The sequence below is a fragment of the Pseudomonas sp. SZ57 genome (assembly GCF_009495975.1).
Taxonomy (GTDB): Bacteria; Pseudomonadota; Gammaproteobacteria; order Pseudomonadales; family Pseudomonadaceae; genus Aquipseudomonas; species Aquipseudomonas syringae.
This window is the reverse complement of the sequence record NZ_WIBD01000003.1, coordinates 587652-604676: the sequence shown is the minus strand read 5'-3', so window position 1 is coordinate 604676 and position 17025 is coordinate 587652. Positions and strand designations below refer to the sequence as shown.

17 protein-coding genes are annotated in these 17025 nt (G+C 58.9%); 2 read left to right on the top strand and 15 right to left on the bottom strand.

What is annotated here, in order from left to right:
- Positions 1 to 71 precede the first annotated feature (71 nt).
- Entirely contained in the window at positions 72 to 395 is a 324-nt protein-coding gene (gene fdxA / locus GE543_RS06405) for a ferredoxin FdxA (protein ID WP_002554692.1), read from the top strand.
- Positions 396 to 939: 544 nt separating this feature from the next.
- Here the strand turns inward: fdxA and rpoS are convergent.
- From rpoS to GE543_RS06365, 8 genes are all read right to left on the bottom strand, one after another.
- A complete protein-coding gene (gene rpoS, locus GE543_RS06400) occupies positions 940 to 1947 on the bottom strand; it encodes an RNA polymerase sigma factor RpoS (RefSeq protein ID WP_003314325.1) in 1008 nt (335 codons plus the stop codon).
- A 103-nt stretch (positions 1948 to 2050) separates the two neighbouring features.
- A complete protein-coding gene (locus tag GE543_RS06395) occupies positions 2051 to 2917 on the bottom strand; it encodes a peptidoglycan DD-metalloendopeptidase family protein (RefSeq protein WP_003409336.1) in 867 nt (288 codons plus the stop codon).
- A gap of 206 nt (positions 2918 to 3123) precedes the next feature.
- The gene (locus GE543_RS06390; RefSeq protein WP_178118562.1) at positions 3124 to 3759 is read right to left on the bottom strand and encodes a protein-L-isoaspartate(D-aspartate) O-methyltransferase; all 636 of its coding nucleotides are present in this window, start codon (positions 3757 to 3759) and stop codon (positions 3124 to 3126) included.
- Positions 3760 to 3800: 41 nt separating this feature from the next.
- Positions 3801 to 4550, bottom strand: coding sequence for a 5'/3'-nucleotidase SurE (surE, locus tag GE543_RS06385; protein WP_003415557.1), 750 nt, complete (start codon positions 4548 to 4550; stop codon positions 3801 to 3803).
- Positions 4538 to 5596: a tRNA pseudouridine(13) synthase TruD gene (gene truD / locus GE543_RS06380; protein ID WP_153221022.1), complete on the bottom strand. Its 1059-nt coding sequence runs from the start codon at positions 5594 to 5596 to the stop codon at positions 4538 to 4540. The genes surE and truD overlap by 13 nt, the downstream gene beginning before the upstream one ends.
- Positions 5593 to 6066 carry a 2-C-methyl-D-erythritol 2,4-cyclodiphosphate synthase gene (gene ispF, locus GE543_RS06375; protein ID WP_003409333.1) on the bottom strand — a complete coding sequence of 158 codons (474 nt, stop codon included), beginning with the start codon at positions 6064 to 6066 and terminating at the stop codon, positions 5593 to 5595. Before ispF ends, truD begins: the two co-directional genes overlap by 4 nt.
- A 53-nt stretch (positions 6067 to 6119) precedes the next feature.
- The gene (gene fghA / locus GE543_RS06370; protein ID WP_003364809.1) at positions 6120 to 6965 is read right to left on the bottom strand and encodes an S-formylglutathione hydrolase; all 846 of its coding nucleotides are present in this window, start codon (positions 6963 to 6965) and stop codon (positions 6120 to 6122) included.
- Between the two features lie 96 nt (positions 6966 to 7061).
- Complete coding sequence (locus tag GE543_RS06365; protein WP_003314319.1) at positions 7062 to 8174, bottom strand: S-(hydroxymethyl)glutathione dehydrogenase/class III alcohol dehydrogenase; 1113 nt, start codon at positions 8172 to 8174, stop codon at positions 7062 to 7064.
- Between the two features lie 104 nt (positions 8175 to 8278).
- On the opposite strand from GE543_RS06365, the gene GE543_RS06360 reads away from it, so the two are divergent.
- Positions 8279 to 9175, top strand: a complete 897-nt coding sequence (locus GE543_RS06360; protein ID WP_153221021.1) for a LysR family transcriptional regulator — start codon at positions 8279 to 8281, stop codon at positions 9173 to 9175.
- Positions 9176 to 9184: 9 nt separating this feature from the next.
- On the opposite strand, the gene ispD is transcribed toward GE543_RS06360, so the two are convergent.
- From ispD to accA, 7 genes are all read right to left on the bottom strand, one after another.
- Complete coding sequence (gene ispD / locus GE543_RS06355) at positions 9185 to 9895, bottom strand: 2-C-methyl-D-erythritol 4-phosphate cytidylyltransferase (RefSeq protein WP_003314316.1); 711 nt, start codon at positions 9893 to 9895, stop codon at positions 9185 to 9187.
- A gap of 13 nt (positions 9896 to 9908) precedes the next feature.
- The gene (gene ftsB / locus GE543_RS06350) at positions 9909 to 10187 is read right to left on the bottom strand and encodes a cell division protein FtsB (protein WP_003314315.1); all 279 of its coding nucleotides are present in this window, start codon (positions 10185 to 10187) and stop codon (positions 9909 to 9911) included.
- 190 nt (positions 10188 to 10377) lie between these two features.
- The gene (eno, locus tag GE543_RS06345; RefSeq protein ID WP_153221020.1) at positions 10378 to 11664 is read right to left on the bottom strand and encodes a phosphopyruvate hydratase; all 1287 of its coding nucleotides are present in this window, start codon (positions 11662 to 11664) and stop codon (positions 10378 to 10380) included.
- 139 nt (positions 11665 to 11803) lie between these two features.
- Positions 11804 to 12649, bottom strand: coding sequence for a 3-deoxy-8-phosphooctulonate synthase (kdsA, locus tag GE543_RS06340; RefSeq protein WP_003314314.1), 846 nt, complete (start codon positions 12647 to 12649; stop codon positions 11804 to 11806).
- Positions 12650 to 12663: 14 nt separating this feature from the next.
- On the bottom strand, positions 12664 to 14295 hold the full coding sequence (locus GE543_RS06335; protein ID WP_003364819.1) for a CTP synthase: 1632 nt from the start codon (positions 14293 to 14295) through the stop codon (positions 12664 to 12666).
- A gap of 263 nt (positions 14296 to 14558) precedes the next feature.
- Positions 14559 to 15896, bottom strand: coding sequence for a tRNA lysidine(34) synthetase TilS (gene tilS / locus GE543_RS06330; protein WP_153221019.1), 1338 nt, complete (start codon positions 15894 to 15896; stop codon positions 14559 to 14561).
- A gap of 136 nt (positions 15897 to 16032) precedes the next feature.
- Positions 16033 to 16980 (bottom strand): acetyl-CoA carboxylase carboxyl transferase subunit alpha, encoded by a 948-nt coding sequence (accA, locus tag GE543_RS06325; RefSeq protein WP_003339568.1) that lies wholly within the window; start codon positions 16978 to 16980, stop codon positions 16033 to 16035.
- Positions 16981 to 17025: the final 45 nt, after the last annotated feature.

The window sequence follows — 17025 nt, the reverse complement described above, 5'->3', positions numbered from 1 at the left end:
GGGAAACCTCCCGAACCTGGCACCCCTGTCTGGAAGGGCTCTGCCGCAGCCGCCTGAGGAGAAAATTAGAAATGACCTTCGTCGTCACCGACAACTGCATCAAGTGCAAGTACACCGACTGCGTAGAAGTCTGTCCGGTGGACTGCTTTTACGAAGGCCCGAATTTCCTGGTGATCCACCCGGACGAGTGCATCGACTGCGCGCTCTGCGAGCCAGAGTGCCCTGCGGTCGCCATTTACTCGGAAGACGAGATCCCTGCCGGCATGGAAAACTTCATCGAGCTGAATGCCGAGCTTGCCGAAGTCTGGCCCAACATCACCGAAAAGAAAGATGCGATGCCGGATGCGGCAGAGTGGGATGGCAAAACAGGCAAGATCGCTGATCTGGAACGCTAGATTCCATACAGACAAAAGGCCCTCGAGAGGGCCTTTTTTGTTGAAGACGATTTTCTGCAGACAAAAAAAGGGGCGGTATGACCCGCCCACATTTTTCCTTGATCCCTGTATTCCCTTGTCATCGTCCTGATGAATCGCATCCCGCGATATCCTTGACCGTCATCCTTGATGGCCTGTGCCTGTCCGTCGGCACAGCTTCGATATTAGAGATTTAACCCTGGAGAGCAACACCCGAAACGCTCCAGAATATTTCCTGGACGGACGCCTTTCAGAATTTAAAACCCTTATAAAACAAAGTCTTGTGATGAAAAAACCGCCGAATTGGCAACAAGCCTCACTCCGCTTACCTGAATGACTTACAGCAAGCGTACGCAATGACTTACAGGCTTTGAAACCTCTGAGTACAAGCACCCCGTTATCGACCAGGCAGAACAGCGTCGGCTGACAAGACGCGCAGCAACATTGAAATTATGGAAGACATATAAAAAGGCCGATATACACACACTGTGTCATATCGGCCCTGGATGGATGCTGCGGAAGGGAATTACTGGAAGAGAGACTCGCTGGACAGACCGTTTTTCTCAAGGATCTCACGCAGGCGCTTGAGTCCTTCGACCTGAATCTGCCTTACACGCTCACGCGTCAGACCGATCTCAAGCCCTACATCTTCAAGCGTGCTGCTTTCATGCCCGCGCAAGCCAAAGCGGCGAATCACCACCTCGCGCTGCTTCTCGGTCAGTTCAGACAGCCATTGATCGATGCTTTGTGAGAGATCGTCGTCCTGCAGCAGCTCGCAGGGGTCTGTCGGACGGTCGTCGGTCAAGGTATCGAGCAGCGTCTTGTCCGAATCCGGACCCAGCGAAACGTCCACCGAGGAGACACGCTCGTTCAGGCCCAGCATGCGCTTGACCTCGCCTACCGGTTTTTCCAGCAGGTTGGCAATCTCTTCAGGAGAGGGTTCGTGATCCAGCTTCTGAGTCAGCTCTCTGGCCGCACGCAGATAAACGTTCAGCTCCTTGACCACATGAATCGGCAGCCGGATGGTCCGCGTCTGATTCATGATCGCGCGTTCGATGGTTTGACGAATCCACCAGGTAGCGTAGGTCGAGAAACGAAAGCCGCGCTCCGGGTCGAACTTCTCGACCGCCCGGATCAACCCCAGGTTGCCCTCCTCGATCAGATCAAGCAATGACAGCCCACGATTGACATAGCGTCTGGCAATTTTCACTACCAACCGCAGATTGCTTTCAATCATGCGTTTGCGCCCGGCCGGGTCTCCACTTTGCGACAGGCGCGCAAAATGCACTTCTTCTTCCGGGGACAATAGAGGAGAAAAACCGATCTCATTGAGGTACAGCTGGGTAGCATCGAGCGCCCGCGTGTAGTCAATGTACTTGTGTTGTTTGAGCGATGTTGAATGCTTGACCTTGGTACGTCCCGAGACAGCGGCTGGCTGCTTCTCGTTTGACGCTTCCTTCAGGACAATGCCGGCTTCCATAAGGAGCACTTCATCATCGATGTCAAACTCCGGCGCTTCGTTGCCAAGAGCCATTGTTTTAGTCCTTTGGTGAGTTCGACCTCAAGCTCCAGCATCGCCTGGTTCCATGGCAACGCTTGAGCCTGTTCCTATTACGCCAGGAACAGGCTGACAACTATCAACGACGTGGCAAGAATCCTAACGGATCTACAGGTTTCCCTTGGCGGCGAATCTCAAAATGCAGTTTCACCCGGTCAGTTCCTGTTGACCCCATTTCGGCAATCGTCTGCCCTGCCTTGACCTGTTGTCCTTCCCGTACCAAAAGCCTGCGGTTATGACCGTAGGCACTGACGTAGGTATCGCTGTGTTTGATGATGATCAATTCGCCGTAGCCCCGTAATCCACTTCCGGCGTAAACAACTGAACCATCAGACGCTGCCAAAACAGGCTGTCCCAAATCACCAGCGATATCAATTCCTTTATTCAAACTGCCGTTTGAGGAAAATTTTCCTATCAAAATGCCACTCGAAGGCCAGGTCCAACCCGTCGGAGACTTGCCAGCCGGGCCTGTCCCGGTGGTCGCCGACGGAGGTATAACCACGGGTACAACCGCAACGGGTTTGGACATCACCGTGGTTTTGACGGATCCGGAGCTGCTGGTCGTGGTCGATGTGGACGTCACTGGACGCCCGCCGCCCGACGTTGAAACCACGCTCGGCGTTGAAGAGGAGCGTCCGTCAAAGCGAATTGTCTGACCAGGCTTGATGGTAAACGGCTCGGGAATCTGGTTGCGGGCAGCCAGCGCCTTCCAGTCCCAGCCGTAACGAAATGCAATGGAAAAAAGTGTGTCGCCGCGCCTGACCACGTATTGGCCAGTGGTCACCGTCGGGCGCTGGGCCACGGCATTGCCGTTGCGATCAACGACGCGAACGCCGCCTGAAGGCGAGCTGGAGCAGCCGACCAAAAGGACACTGAGAGCAATGCCAATCACCAGACGCTGATAACTTCTTGAAGACCTGAGCTGCTGAATGACTGTGAGACTCACCCGCCACTCCCTTTACTGGTGACTGAATTCAAAAAAGATGCCTATTGTGCCGTAATAGCGACGGGCAGCCAGTGATATCCGCTGAAAAACGCTGTTAAGTATCAATCAGCTGCGTGGGAATGATGCCATCAGGCCATTTAACATTCCGGGCCGCGCGCTGTAGACCGATGACTGACGCCAGAATTCATTGTTACCGCAGACAATCTTCAAGCGATGGGCCCATTGAGCAGCGGCACGAAGCGCACAGCCCCCAGCACGTGCCGGGAAAAACCGAGTTCTTCACGGATGATCAGCATCAACTGCTGAACTTCCCCCGAGCCCACGGGGATGACCAATCGGCCTCCCGGTGCCAGTTGATCGAGCAATGCCTGCGGTACATCGGTGGCCACCGCCGTGACGATGATGCCGTTATACGGCGCCAGGGCTGGCCAGCCCTCCCAGCCGTCCCCCCAGCGGAACACCACGTTGCGCAGGTTGAGTTCGACCAGACGCTCCTTGGCGCGATCCTGAAGCACCTTGATGCGCTCGACGGAAAACACTCGCTCCACCAGCTGCGCCAGCACAGCGGTCTGATAGCCTGACCCGGTACCGATCTCCATGACCTTGTCCAGCGGCCCGGCTGCCAACAGCAGCTCGCTCATCCGCGCGACCATGTAAGGCTGGGAAATGGTCTGGTTGTGGCCGATGGGCAATGCGGTGTCTTCATAGGCGCGATGCGCCAGCGCTTCATCGACAAACAGATGCCGGGGCGTCTTGCGAATGACGTCCAGTACCCGCTGGTTGGAAATGCCCTCTTCGCAGAGGCGTTGAATCAGACGCTCGCGGGTACGCTGCGACGTCATTCCGATCCCTCGACGCAATAGATCATCCTGCTCGCGTGACATCAACGAAGTCCCTCCAGCCAGGTGTTCAGGCTGCTGAATCCGTCCTGATAGGTTCTATCCAGCTGCAACGGCGTGATCGATACGTAGCCTTGTACGACCGCATGAAAGTCGGTCCCGGCACCGCCGTCCTCGACATCGCCGGCAGCAGCGATCCAGTAGCCGGCGCGGCCACGGGGATCGACGACTCTGATCGGTGCTGCAGCGCGGGCACGATGCCCCAATCGGGTCAATTGAATGCCGCGGATATGCTCGAGCGGCAGGTTGGGAATATTCACGTTCAATACCGTGCGGGGTGGCAGGTCGAGTTGCTCATGGGCCTCGACCAGCAAGCGCGCGTAATGCGCCGCCGTCGCCAGATTATCCGGCTGACGTGACAGAAACGAAAAGGCAAACGACGGGCGCTGCAGAAAACGCCCTTCAAGGGCTGCAGCGACCGTTCCGGAATACAGTACATCGTCGCCCAGATTGGCCCCCAGGTTGATGCCTGAAACCACCATGTCCGGTTGACGCTCCAGTAGCCCGTGAATGCCCAGATGCACGCAGTCGGTGGGCGTACCGTTGACACTGATGAAGCCATTTTCCAGGGTGTGCGGATGCAGGGGCCGGTCGAGTGTCAGAGAACTGCTGGCACCACTTTTGTCCTGATCAGGCGCAATCACCACGCAGTCGGCGTAGTCCGCCAACGCCGCATGGAGCGCGACAAGACCGGGCGCATTCACCCCGTCATCATTTGATATCAGAATACGCATGAGCTGTCCGTCTGCCCAACCGGCACCAGATCGATGAGTTCGCGGACCAAAACGGTCGCGAAACATCCGGGCGGAAGGACGAATTCCAGTTGCAGAATGTCAGACTCGGGATAATGCCACGTCAGCCGCCCAATGGGCAGTCGCAGGATGCGACGTTCGTGCTCCATGCCCGCTCTGACCAGCCAGTCACGCAACACGGATTCGTCATCGGCAACGGTATTTTCCAGCGCTGCCGTCGCACCGCCAGCTGGCGAAGGGCCTTCACCCCATTGAGGTCCGGTGGGGTGCAGATCGAGGATCGCCAGACGAGGATCGCTGCATTCATCCACCCCGGCCGGGAAAAAGCTGAGGCTGTCGGTGAACGCGAGCAAATCACCGACCTGAGCCTTCTGCCAGCTGCCATCGGCAACCCGAGCGGCCAACACTCGGTTAAACAGGTAACTGCGCGCCGTGGACAACAGTCGCGAACGCACCGCGCGTTGCTCAGGCAGCGCCTTGCGGGCAGCGTAATCGCGTGCCTCGCCAAGGTTTCCGCCCTGATAGCCGAAACGCTGCGTGCCGAAATAATTGGGAATACCCTGCCGTACAATGGTTTCAAGACGCTGATTCAAGGCGTCCTTGTCTGCATCCAGCTGGGTCAGACGCAGCGTGAAGCCATTGGCCGCATGGGCGCCGCGTTGCAGTTTGCGTTTGTGGCGGCCACTTTTGAGAATCTGCAGCGTGTCGTCCTGCGCAGCGGACAGATCAGGATCGGCCTTGCCAGGCAACTGAATGCTGAACCACTGGCGGGTCAGTGCCTGGCGATCCTTGAGCCCGGCGTAGCTGACTGTGCGCAGCTGGACGCCCGCAGCCCTGGCCAGTCGGCGGGCCGCCTCTTCCGTGTTCAGACCGCGTTTCTCGACCCATAGCCACAAGTGCTCGCCATCCCCGGAAAGCGGAATGTCCAGCACTTCGTCGACCTGAAAGTCTTCGGCGGTCGCCTTGAGCACTGCACGCCCCAGTGCCTCGCCGTAAGCTCGCGGGCCCAGCAGTTCAAGTTCGTTCATGCGCGCAGCAACAACGCAACGGCATGCACCGCGATGCCTTCTTCACGCCCGGTAAAGCCAAGCTTTTCAGTCGTCGTGGCCTTGACGTTGACCTGGTCCGGCTCAACCTGAAGGTCTGCAGCGATCAATGCACGCATGGCATCGATGTGCGGCGCCATTTTCGGTGCCTGAGCGACGATGGTGGCGTCGACATTACCGACCTTCCAGCCTTTGCCATGAATCAACGTAAGGACATGACGCAGCAGTACGCGGCTGTCGGCGCCTTTGAACTGCGGATCCGTGTCGGGAAAGTGCTTGCCGATATCGCCCAGCGCTGCGGCACCCAGAAGCGCATCGCTCAAGGCATGCAGCAGGACATCGCCATCGGAATGGGCCAGCAGGCCGAACCCGTGTGCAATCCGCACGCCGCCCAAGGTAATGAAGTCGCCTTCAGCGAAACGGTGCACATCAAAGCCATGGCCAATACGCATAAAAAAACGCCCTGAAAAAAGTCAGGGCGTGATTCTACCTGCTTTGGCGCGCGTTAGCTGTTCAAGGCTGCAGCGTGATGCCTGAGATGGTCTTCGATGAAGCTGGCGATGAAGAAATAGCTGTGGTCGTAACCTGGCTGCATGCGCAGGGTCAGCGGATAGTCCGCAGCCTTGGCCGCCTGAACCAGCACCTCGGGCTTGAGCTGGTTGACCAGAAAATCATCACGATCGCCCTGATCGACCAGGGTCGGCAGCTTTTCGGACGCCTGCGCAATCAGCACGCTGGCATCCCACTCGCGCCAGCGAGAACGGTCTTCGCCCAGATAACGGGAGAATGCCTTTTGCCCCCACGGGCAATCGATCGGATTACTGATCGGCGAGAACGCTGATACCGACCGATAGCGACCTGGATTACGCAATGCGCAGACCAGCGCGCCGTGACCGCCCATCGAGTGCCCGCTGATGCTGCGCACCTGTGACGCCGGGAAATGCCCCTCGATCAGCGCCGGCAGTTCCTTGACCACGTAATCATGCATTTGGTAGTGCCGCGCGTAAGGCTGCTCGGTGGCGTTGAGGTAGAAGCCCGCGCCTTGACCGAAGTCCCATGCGCCGTCAGGGTCATCTGCCACGTCAGCACCGCGCGGGCTGGTATCAGGCGCCACGATGATGATGCCCAGCTCGGCCGCCAGTCGATGGGCGGCGGCTTTCTGCATGAAATTTTCATCCGTGCAGGTCAGGCCGGACAGCCAGTACAACACCGGCAGCTTGCCGCCCTGCTCCGCCTGTGGCGGCAGATAGACGGCAAACACCATGTCGCAACCGAGCACCTGAGAATGGTGCTTGTAGCGCTTGTGCCAGCCGCCGAAGCTCTTTTGGCAGGAAATATTTTCCAAAGGCATGTGATGTCCTCCAGCTGCAAGCTATAAGCCGCAAGCTACAAGCAGGTAAGAGACCTTCGTGCTTGCCGCTTGGAGCTGACAGCTTGCCGCTGCTCCTTAAAAATGAATGACCGTGCGGATGCTTTTGCCTTCATGCATCAGGTCGAACGCCTTGTTGATGTCTTCCAGGCCCATGGTGTGGGTGATGAACGTATCCAGCGGGATTTCACCGGTCTGCGCCATGTCCACATAGCTCGGCAATTCGGTACGGCCACGCACGCCGCCAAACGCCGAACCGCGCCAGACGCGCCCGGTCACCAGCTGGAACGGACGGGTAGCGATTTCCTGACCAGCACCGGCCACGCCGATGATGACCGACTCGCCCCAGCCCTTGTGGCAGGATTCCAGCGCAGCACGCATCAGTTGCACATTACCGATGCACTCAAACGAGAAGTCGACGCCGCCGTCGGTCATGTCGACGATGACCTCCTGGATCGGACGGTCGAAATCCTTCGGATTGACGCAATCAGTCGCGCCCAGCTGTTTGGCGATCTCGAACTTGGCCGGGTTGATGTCGATGGCGATGATGCGAGCCGCCTTGGCTTTGACCGCACCGATCAATGCCGATAGGCCAATACCGCCCAGACCGAAGATGGCTACGGTATCGCCAGGCTTGACCTTGGCGGTGTTGAGCACCGCACCGATACCGGTGGTGACACCGCAACCCAGCAGGCAGACTTTTTCCAGCGGTGCCTGCTTGTCGATTTTGGCCACCGAGATTTCCGGCAGTACGGTGTATTCGGAGAAGGTCGAGGTGCCCATGTAGTGGAAAATCGGCTCGCCCTTGTAGGAAAAGCGCGTGGTGCCATCCGGCATCAGGCCTTTACCCTGAGTGGCACGAATCGCCTGACACAGGTTGGTCTTGCCCGAACGACAGAACTTGCACTGACGGCATTCCGGGGTGTACAGCGGAATCACGTGGTCACCGACCACTACCGAGGTCACGCCCTCACCCACCGCCTCTACAATCGCACCACCTTCGTGGCCGAGGATCGATGGAAAGATCCCTTCAGGGTCAGCCCCGGACAGTGTGTAGGCATCGGTGTGGCAAACGCCGGAGGCCACTACTCTGAGCAGCACTTCTCCCGCCTTGGGCATGGCGACATCGACTTCAACGATCTCCAATGGCTTTTTGGCTTCAAAAGCGACAGCAGCGCGCGACTTGATCATCAATCTTCTCCGACGGGTAAAAACAAGGATTGCAGTGTAGTACAGTGCCAATTGACGAGTAATGCGGCTAAAAGCAAAACATTAATGCTGTACAGGGATAATCGATGTACACCAATCGTTGGGAAGGTCTGGATGAGTTCGTTGCGGTCGCGGAATGCGGGCAGTTCACGGCGGCGGCTCTGCGGCTCGGGGTCTCCTCGTCGCACGTCAGCCGTCAGATCGTGCGCCTTGAGGAACGCCTGCAGACCCGTCTGCTCTACCGCAGTACGCGCAAGGTCGCGCTCACCGAAGCCGGTCAGACCTTTCTGCATCACTGCCAGCGCCTGCAGGACGGCCGCGAAGAAGCTCTGCGCGCGGTGGGCGATCTGGCCAGCGAACCCAAGGGGTTGTTGCGCATGACCTGCGCCGTGGCCTATGGCGAGCGCTTCATCACGCCGCTGGTCACGCGTTTCATGGACCTGTACCCGCACCTGCGGGTCGATATCGAGCTGAGCAACGACACGCTGGACCTGGTTCATGAAGGCATGGACCTGGCAATTCGTCTGGGTCGGCTGCAGGACTCGCGTCTGGTCGCAACCCGCCTCGCGCCACGGCAGATGTACCTGTGTGCTTCGCCGTCCTACATCGAGCGTTACGGCAGACCGCACAGCCTTTCGGAACTCAATCGCCATAATTGCCTGATCGGAGGCAGCGATACCTGGCAGCTCCAGCAGAACGGGCGTGAATTTTCTCAGCGCGTGCAAGGCAACTGGCGCTGTAACAGCGGCCAGGCCGTGCTGGATGCCGCGTTGCATGGCGTGGGTTTGTGTCAGTTGCCGGATTACTACGTGCAGAAACATCTCAACGACGGCACGCTGGTTTCATTGCTGGAGGCGCATCAACCGCCCAACACCGCCGTGTGGGCGCTCTATCCGCAGCAAAGGCACCTCTCGCCCAAGGTGCGCAAGCTGGTGGATTATCTTAAGGCAGGGTTGGCGATGCGCGATGAGTATCGCCAGTAGCAGACGTGTTTAGCGGCCGAACTCGCTACGGCGTTGACGTAGCCATTCCAGGTCCTCGGGGCGAGTGACCTTGATGTTATCGGAGCGCCCCTCGATCAGGCGGGGCGACTGCCCTGCCCACTCGATGGCCGATGCCTCATCGGTGATGCTGACGTTGGAGACCAGGCTGTCCGCCAGGGCGCGATGCAGGGCCCCAAGACGAAACATCTGCGGTGTGAAAGCTTGCCAGATCAGGCTGCGATCCACTGTTTCCAGCACACGACCGCTGCTGTCGGCACGCTTGAGCGTATCGCGGGCCGGCACGGCCAGCAGGCCGCCAACAGGATCATCGGCCAGTTCGCCGAGCAGATTATCCAGATCACTGCGCGCCAGGTTCGGACGCGCAGCGTCATGAACCAGCACCCAGTCATTGTCACTGGCGCCCTGCGCATGCAGGTGCAGAAGCGCATTGAGCACCGAGCCTGAGCGCTCGCTGCCGCCGTCCACGCGCTGAATGCGAGTGTCATGCGCGCAGGGCAATGCAGCCCAGTAAGGGTCGTCCACAGCCAGACTGATCACCAGCCCCTTGAGCCGGGGGTGATCGAGAAAGCAAAGCAGGCTGTGTTCCAGAATTGTCAGGCCGCCCAGTGGCAGGTACTGCTTGGGACGGTCGGCTGCCATGCGAGCACCAATGCCCGCTGCAGGTATCACTGCCCAGAAGGCAGGAAGAAAGTCTTTCATCGCACCAACTTGATTATTGCGCGAGCTGGTAAAGGGTTTCGCCGTCCTTGACCATGCCCAATTCATGTCGGGCACGCTCTTCGACGGTTTCCAGACCTTTTTTCAATTCCATGACCTCGGCATCAAGCACGCGGTTGCGCTCCAGCAGCACCTGATTTTCAGCGTGCTGGTCGGCAATCTGCTGAGTCAGGCTGGCCACTTGCGCGAGGCTTCCGTTACCGACCCAAAGGCGGTACTGCAAGCCAGCCAGCAACAGGAGCAGGACGAGGAACAACCAGTTAGGACTGCGCATTGAAATATCAGGTACCCAGTAAAAAAGACAGCAGAGCCAACGTGAACAACAAACGACTGAGGGCATTGAGCCTGACATAAGCCAGGCTCAATCACTCCAGATTACCGCGGAGCGTCAGCATCGGAGCTGCACAGGCGAGTCAGGGGACTCGAATCCGTGCAGCACTCTGCGTCTTTTTACCATCTATGGCTCAGCCGCGAAACTCGGCACGACCACGATACACAGCCTTGGAGCCCAATTGCTCCTCGATGCGCAGCAATTGGTTGTACTTGGACACGCGATCGGAGCGGCACAGCGAACCGGTTTTGATCTGACCGGCAGAGGTGCCCACAGCGAGGTCGGCAATGGTCGAATCTTCGGTCTCGCCGGAACGGTGAGAGATGATCGCCGTGTAACCGGCAGCCTTGGCCATCTGAATGGCTTCCAGGGTTTCGGTCAGCGTGCCAATCTGGTTGAACTTGATCAGGATCGAGTTGGCGATCTTCTTGTCGATGCCTTCCTTCAGGATCTTGGTGTTGGTCACGAACAGGTCGTCACCTACCAGCTGGGTTTTCTCGCCGATTTTGTCGGTGAGGATTTTCCAGCCATCCCAATCGGACTCATCCAGACCGTCTTCGATGGAAATGATCGGGTGATTGCGGGTCAGCTCGGCAAGGTATTCGGCGAACTCGGCAGAGCTGTACTCGCCCTCTTCGCTCAGTTTGTACTTGCCGTTCTTGTAGAACTCGCTCGCTGCGCAGTCCAGCGCCAGGGTCACGTCGGTGCCCAGCTTGTAGCCTGCCTTGTGAACAGCTTCCGCGATCGCGCTGAGCGCCTCCTGGTTAGACGCCAGGTTAGGCGCAAAACCACCTTCGTCGCCTACTGCGGTGTTCAGGCCACGCGCCTTGAGGACCGCCTTGAGGTGATGGAAAATCTCGGTGCCCCAGCGCAGGCCTTCAGCGAAGGACTTGGCGCCGACAGGCTGGATCATGAATTCCTGGATGTCGATGTTGTTATCGGCATGCTCGCCACCGTTGATGATGTTCATCATCGGCACCGGCATGGAGTACACGCCCGGTGTGCCATTGAGGTTGGCGATGTGCGCGTACAGCGGCAGGTCCTGATCCTGTGCCGCCGCCTTGGCAGCTGCCAGGGAGACCGCGAGGATGGCGTTTGCGCCCAGGCTTGCCTTGTTTTCGGTGCCGTCCAGCTCGATCATCGCGTGATCCAGCGCCTTCTGGTCGACCGGGTCCTTGCCCAGAAGCAGGTCACGGATCGGACCATTGATATTGGCAACAGCCTTCAGAACGCCCTTGCCCATGTAACGGCTCTTGTCGCCATCACGCAGCTCCAGCGCTTCGCGCGAGCCGGTTGAAGCGCCAGACGGCGCGCAGGCGCTACCGATGATGCCGTTATCGAGGAGCACATCTGCTTCAACGGTTGGGTTGCCACGGGAGTCAAGAACTTCACGACCTTTGATGTCAACGATTTTTGCCATTGTTGTAAACACTCCAGGATTGACGAAAACGACGCAGCGGGAAAACGATGTTCACAGTCAGGCGCAAAAACCGGCAGCCCTGAATGCGACAACCCCGTCACGAATGACGGGGGAACGGCACTTTACCGGAGAACCCTGCTCAAGCGGTCTCTACGATCGGAAAACTCTTTACAAGTTCATCCAGAGACTTGAGCTGGGCCAGGAACGGCTCGAGCTTGTCCAGACGCAAGGCACATGGCCCGTCGCATTTGGCGTTGTCAGGATCCGGATGGGCTTCAAGGAACAGACCGGCGAGATTCTGACTGATACCGGCCTTGGCCAGATCCAGCACCTGGGCGCGACGGCCGCCGGCAGAATCGGAACGACCGCCCGGCATCTGCAGGGCGTGGGTCACGTCGAACAGGATCGGGTATTCGAACTGCTTCATGATGCCGAAGCCAAGCATGTCCACGACCAGATTGTTGTAACCGAAGCTGGAGCCACGCTCACAGAGAATCAACTGATCGTTACCGGCCTCTTCGCACTTGGTCAGGATGTGCTTCATTTCCTGCGGTGCAAGGAACTGGGCTTTCTTGATGTTGATGACTGCGCCGGTTTTCGCCATCGCGACGACCAGATCGGTCTGCCGCGACAGGAAAGCCGGCAACTGAATGATGTCGCAGACTTCAGCCACCACAGCGGCCTGATGAGGCTCGTGAACATCGGTGATCAGCGGCACGTTGAAGGTGCGCTTGATCTCTTCGAAAATACGCATGCCTTCTTCAAGGCCCGGCCCACGGTAGGAGTTCACCGAAGAGCGGTTGGCCTTGTCGAAGCTGGCCTTGAACACGTAAGGGATACCGAGCTTTTCGGTGACCTTTACGTATTCTTCACAGACCTGCATGGCCATATCCCGGGATTCGAGTACGTTCATGCCGCCGAACAGCACCATTGGCTTGTCGTTGGCGATCTCGATCGAACCTACGCGGATGATTTTCTGAGCCATGTCTGCAGTCCCTGTCAGGAATTTTTCTGATGTTGAGCCAGTGCCGCCTTGACGAAGCCGCTGAACAGCGGATGACCGTCACGGGGCGTGGAGGTGAATTCCGGGTGGAACTGGCAAGCGACGAACCATGGATGATCCGGTGCTTCGACCACTTCAACCAGCGCGCCGTCGCCGGAGCGGCCGGAAATCTTCAGGCCCGCCTCGATCAGTTGCGGCAACAGGTTGTTGTTCACTTCATAGCGATGACGATGACGTTCGACGATCACGTCCTTGGTGTAGCAGTCGTGGACCAGCGAACCGGCTTCAAGCTGGCACTCTTGCGCGCCCAGACGCATGGTGCCGCCCAGATCGGAGCTTTCGGTACGGGTTTCGACTGCGCCGGTGGCGTCTTCCCATTCGGTGATCAGACCCACTACAGCGTGCGCGCTGGTGCGGTCGAACTCGGTGGAGTTGGCGTCTTTCCAGCCCAGCACGTTACGCGCGAACTCGATGACCGCGACCTGCATGCCCAGGCAGATGCCCAGGTACGGAACCTTGTTCTCACGGGCGAACTGAACGGCAGTGATCTTGCCTTCGACGCCGCGCAGACCGAAGCCACCCGGAACCAGGATCGCGTCCACGCCTTCCAGCAGGCCGGTGCCCTGGTTTTCAATGTCTTCAGAGTCGATGTAACGCAGGTTGACCTTGGTGCGATTGGTGATACCGGCGTGGCTCATGGCTTCGATCAACGACTTGTAGGCGTCGAGCAGTTCCATGTACTTGCCGACCATCGCGATGGTCACTTCGTGTTCCGGGTTGAGCTTGGCGTCGACGACCTTGTCCCACTCGGACAGGTCGGCACCACCGCATTGCAGGCCGAAGCGCTCGACCACAAAATCGTCCAGGCCTTGCGAATGCAGAATGCCCGGGATCTTGTAGATGGTGTCCGCGTCTTCGAGGGCGATGACCGCACGCTCTTCGACGTTGGTGAACTGAGCGATCTTGCGACGCGAGGAAACGTCGATCGGGTGGTCGGAACGGCAGACCAGCACATCAGGCTGCAGGCCGATGGAGCGCAATTCCTTCACCGAATGCTGGGTCGGCTTGGTCTTGGTCTCGCCGGCAGTGGCGATGTACGGCACCAGCGTCAGGTGCATCAGCATCGCGCGGCGTGCGCCGACTTCGAAGCGCAACTGGCGGATGGCTTCAAGGAACGGTTGCGACTCGATGTCGCCAACCGTACCGCCGATCTCGACCAGCGCCACGTCGGCATCGCCTGCACCCTTGATGATGCGGCGCTTGATTTCATCGGTGATGTGCGGGATGACCTGAATGGTCGCGCCCAGGTAATCACCACGGCGCTCTTTGCGCAGGACGTGCTCGTACACACGGCCGGTGGTGAAGTTGTTGTTCTGGGTCATGGTGGTGCGGATGAACCGCTCATAGTGACCAAGGTCCAGGTCGGTCTCGGCGCCGTCGTGAGTGACGAACACCTCACCGTGCTGGAACGGGCTCATGGTGCCTGGGTCAACGTTGATGTACGGATCCAGTTTGAGCATGGTGACCTTGAGTCCCCGCGCCTCCAGGATGGCCGCCAATGAAGCCGAGGCAATGCCTTTCCCCAATGAAGAAACAACACCGCCCGTGACGAAGATGTAGCGCGTCATGAAAAACCCTAGAAGTCTGCGTTAAAGCGGTCAGAGCCGCCGGGGATAGCGAAGGAAGGCCGAAGCCCCCGATTACCGACAAAATTCACGGTGCACTCCCGAAACTGCTGCGTTGAAACCGACCGGCCGAAGCCCGTGTGGTGTGCGCTACATTTTAAGAATTACCCAGTAAATACTGGTTGGTAACCGGCAACTCATGTCGTTTCAAAAGAGCCGACAGAAGCTGTATCAAGAAGGGAGCGTAGTCTACCTGAAAGGGCCTTTCAGCTCAAACTTTGGTCGCCGGTCGGCGTAACCCAGCGCAAACGCCAGTTTTCATTGGGCGAACCGTCCAGTCCAGGCAGGTTGGCGACCGCCAGCAGCACGTTATCGAGGTACAGCAGCGGCAATCTGCCGCGCAGAAACGCCGGCACTGACTGCTCGTTGAGCAGACGCTTGAGATCACGGCTGCCGCGCCCGTCCAGGCGTAACACTTCACCGCCCTGCCGATAGCGGATTTGCAGACACCCCGACGGCGCCTCGCCTTCCAGAACCACCCGGCCATTGCCGGGCAAGTCCAGCGGCACACAAGGGTCCGGCCAGTCCATTGCCTGACGACAGAGCGGCTGCCAGTCAGCGGGCACCCACCAGATACAATTCTGCGCCCTGTGCAGCGTTCCATCAGCAAGCCGCCATAACGGACCTGCGTCCTGCGCCGCATCGCGCAATGCCTCCCAGCCAGCCCAGTGATCGGTGTCCGGCAGGCGCGTCAGTGGCGCAAGCCAGTGACGCAGTGCATTGCGCTGCCGGGCTGCGGACAATGCGGCAATCGGCCCAAGACTCAACACCGGCAGGCCAACCCAAGTGAACGACGTTGCAGCCTGCGCGTTGGCAATATCCTGCAGCGCGAGCTCGTCGAGCAATTGCTTCGCTTCGCCGAGGTGGCGCGCAGTACGCGCCAGACTGGCCGCTGCCTGCGGCCATCTGGAGGTCAGCAACGGCAATACCTGACTGCGCAAAAAATTGCGCGAGAACTGCTGATCGTCATTGCTGGGATCTTCGATCCAGTTCAGGCCGTGCCGATGCGCGTAGTCTTCCAGCTGCTTTCGCGACACATCCAGTAGCGGCCTCAGCAGATGCCCACGCCCCAGCACGCGCTGATCGGGCATGGCAGCCAGACCGCGTACGCCTGCGCCGCGCAGCAGACGGAACAACAGGGTTTCGGCCTGATCGTCGCGATGCTGCCCCGTCAGCAGCACCTCGCCCTCAACCAGCCGCTCACTGAAGGCGCTGTAACGCGCCTGCCGGGCAGCCTGCTCGAGACTTGCAGCGGGCTCGACCTGAACGCGAACAGACTCGAATGCCACCCCGAGCGTCTTGCAGACCTGCTGACAATGCTCTGGCCAGCCATCGGCAGCAGTTTGCAGACCGTGGTGCACATGGATGGCGTTGAGCGCAGGCAGGGTTTCGCGACTGGCGAGTTCAGCCAGAAGATGCAAAAGCACGGTTGAGTCGATGCCGCCGGAGAAACCGACATGCCAGACAGGCGCATTGCGCCATGGGGCCAGGACTTGAAGAAGCCTGGCAGAAAGATCATGACCGGTGCGTGAGGGAGTGGTCATGAATGTTTTTCACCGGCCTGGCGGGTTCGCACACTAAGTGCTGCAGTGCTCAAACCCGCCCTTTCGCGAACAGGTTCGCTCCCACGCCCTTCGGGCAGAAGCCCGCAAGACGTGGAAACAATCGGGGCGACGCAGCTTACAGACCGTAGCTCATCAGTCGGTCATAACGGCGCGCCAGCAGCTCGTCGTTATCGAACTCCTTGAGCATCGCCAGCTGACTGCTCAGCTCTGCGCGAATCAAGGCAGCGGCGGCGACCGGATCACGATGCGCGCCACCCAGTGGCTCGGCGATGACCTTATCGACAATACCCAAGCCTTTCAGGCGGTCAGCGGTGATGCCCATCGCTTCGGCAGCATCCGGAGCCTTCTCGGCGGTTTTCCAAAGGATCGACGCGCAGCCTTCCGGAGAGATCACCGCGTAGGTCGAGTACTGCAGCATGTTCAACTGGTCACAGACACCAATCGCCAGCGCACCACCGGAACCGCCTTCACCGATAACAGTAGCGATGATCGGCGTCTTGAGACGGGCCATCACACGCAGGTTCCAGGCAATGGCCTCGCTCTGGTTGCGCTCTTCCGCGTCGATACCCGGATAGGCGCCCGGCGTATCGATAAAGGTCAGGATCGGCATCTTGAAGCGCTCGGCCATTTCCATCAGACGGCAGGCCTTGCGATAGCCTTCGGGGCGCGGCATGCCGAAGTTGCGGCGAACCTTCTCGCGCACTTCCCGGCCCTTCTGATGACCGATGACCATGACTGGCTGGTTGTCCAGACGGGCAATACCGCCGACGATCGCCGCATCATCGGAGAAATGACGATCGCCGTGCAGCTCATCGAACTCGGTAAAGATGTTTTCGATGTAGTCCAGCGTGTACGGACGACGCGGATGGCGCGCCATGCGTGCGATCTGCCAGCTGGTCAAGTTGCCGAAGATGCTTTCGGTGAGCGTCTTGCTCTTGTCTTGCAGCCGGGAGATCTCGTCGCCGATGTTCAGCGAGTTGTCGTTACCCACCAAGCGCAGTTCTTCGATTTTGGCCTGCAAGTCAGCGATAGGCTGTTCGAAATCAAGAAAATTCGGGTTCATAGGCATCCGTCTTGGGTCGACGGCCAAGAGGCCGGCCGGTTGATC

Bases quoted from the DNA above. Each gene is read 5' to 3' on its own strand.
- eno (WP_153221020.1), bottom strand. From the start codon at position 11,664: ATGGCAAAAATCGTTGACATCAAAGGTCGTGAAGTTCTTGACTCCCGT.
- GE543_RS06365 (WP_003314319.1), bottom strand. From the start codon at position 8,174: ATGATCAAGTCGCGCGCTGCTGTCGCTTTTGAAGCCAAAAAGCCATTG.
- ispF (WP_003409333.1), bottom strand. From the start codon at position 6,066: ATGCGTATTGGCCATGGCTTTGATGTGCACCGTTTCGCTGAAGGCGAC.
- fghA (WP_003364809.1), bottom strand. From the start codon at position 6,965: ATGCCTTTGGAAAATATTTCCTGCCAAAAGAGCTTCGGCGGCTGGCAC.
- GE543_RS06390 (WP_178118562.1), bottom strand. From the start codon at position 3,759: ATGACGTCGCAGCGTACCCGCGAGCGTCTGATTCAACGCCTCTGCGAA.
- ispD (WP_003314316.1), bottom strand. From the start codon at position 9,895: ATGAAAGACTTTCTTCCTGCCTTCTGGGCAGTGATACCTGCAGCGGGC.
- ftsB (WP_003314315.1), bottom strand. From the start codon at position 10,187: ATGCGCAGTCCTAACTGGTTGTTCCTCGTCCTGCTCCTGTTGCTGGCT.
- tilS (WP_153221019.1), bottom strand. From the start codon at position 15,896: ATGACCACTCCCTCACGCACCGGTCATGATCTTTCTGCCAGGCTTCTT.
- surE (WP_003415557.1), bottom strand. From the start codon at position 4,550: ATGCGTATTCTGATATCAAATGATGACGGGGTGAATGCGCCCGGTCTT.
- GE543_RS06335 (WP_003364819.1), bottom strand. From the start codon at position 14,295: ATGACGCGCTACATCTTCGTCACGGGCGGTGTTGTTTCTTCATTGGGG.
- kdsA (WP_003314314.1), bottom strand. From the start codon at position 12,649: ATGGCTCAGAAAATCATCCGCGTAGGTTCGATCGAGATCGCCAACGAC.
- accA (WP_003339568.1), bottom strand. From the start codon at position 16,980: ATGAACCCGAATTTTCTTGATTTCGAACAGCCTATCGCTGACTTGCAG.
- truD (WP_153221022.1), bottom strand. From the start codon at position 5,596: ATGAACGAACTTGAACTGCTGGGCCCGCGAGCTTACGGCGAGGCACTG.
- rpoS (WP_003314325.1), bottom strand. From the start codon at position 1,947: ATGGCTCTTGGCAACGAAGCGCCGGAGTTTGACATCGATGATGAAGTG.
- GE543_RS06360 (WP_153221021.1), top strand. From the start codon at position 8,279: ATGTACACCAATCGTTGGGAAGGTCTGGATGAGTTCGTTGCGGTCGCG.
- fdxA (WP_002554692.1), top strand. From the start codon at position 72: ATGACCTTCGTCGTCACCGACAACTGCATCAAGTGCAAGTACACCGAC.